Origin of the sequence: Anaerococcus tetradius ATCC 35098 (assembly GCF_000159095.1) — a bacterium.
In the GTDB taxonomy this organism is placed as follows: domain Bacteria; phylum Bacillota; class Clostridia; order Tissierellales; family Peptoniphilaceae; genus Anaerococcus; species Anaerococcus tetradius.
The window spans coordinates 1-520 of record NZ_GG666352.1; the positions used below are offsets into that span (position 1 = coordinate 1).

The following is a 520-nucleotide window of genomic DNA, read 5'->3' on the forward strand; positions in this document are numbered from 1 at the left end:
TGGACGGAAGATGATTTTATGTATTCCTCTGAGGGAAATATAATTGCCTTTAGTGATAAAGGCTTAGAAAAGAAAGAGAAGACAAATATTCTAGTATTTCCTGAAGGAACGAAATCTATAAATGGAAATTATTCTTTAAGTCATTCAAACGATGAACTTAGATATAAAAGAGAATTTGGACGTGGCAAACATTGGGATAAAGTAATTATTCCTGATTCTGTTAAGCATTTAGGTTATGCTGCCTTTTACGATGCAAGTATAGACGAGGTAAAACTATCAAATAGCTTAACTTATCTTGGTGGTTTAGCATTTTTCAATTGTGGACTTAGAGAAGTGACTTTACCTGATACTTTGGTAAATATTGAACATAATGCTTTTGAAAGAAATAACCTCCAAGAAATAACTATACCGAAGTCTGTGAAGACAATTGAACAGTATGCTTTTTCAAGAAATAAATTGCACACTATAAAAGTTTTAGGCAATCCAAATATTAACAGTAAGGGAGTATTCCATAATCAAG

At 31.5% G+C, this 520-nt stretch carries 1 protein-coding gene; it reads left to right on the forward strand.

Features of this window, described 5'->3' with window-relative positions:
• Positions 1-520, forward strand: a 520-nt coding sequence (locus HMPREF0077_RS10405; RefSeq protein WP_004837934.1) for a leucine-rich repeat domain-containing protein, incomplete at both ends; no start/stop codon positions are given.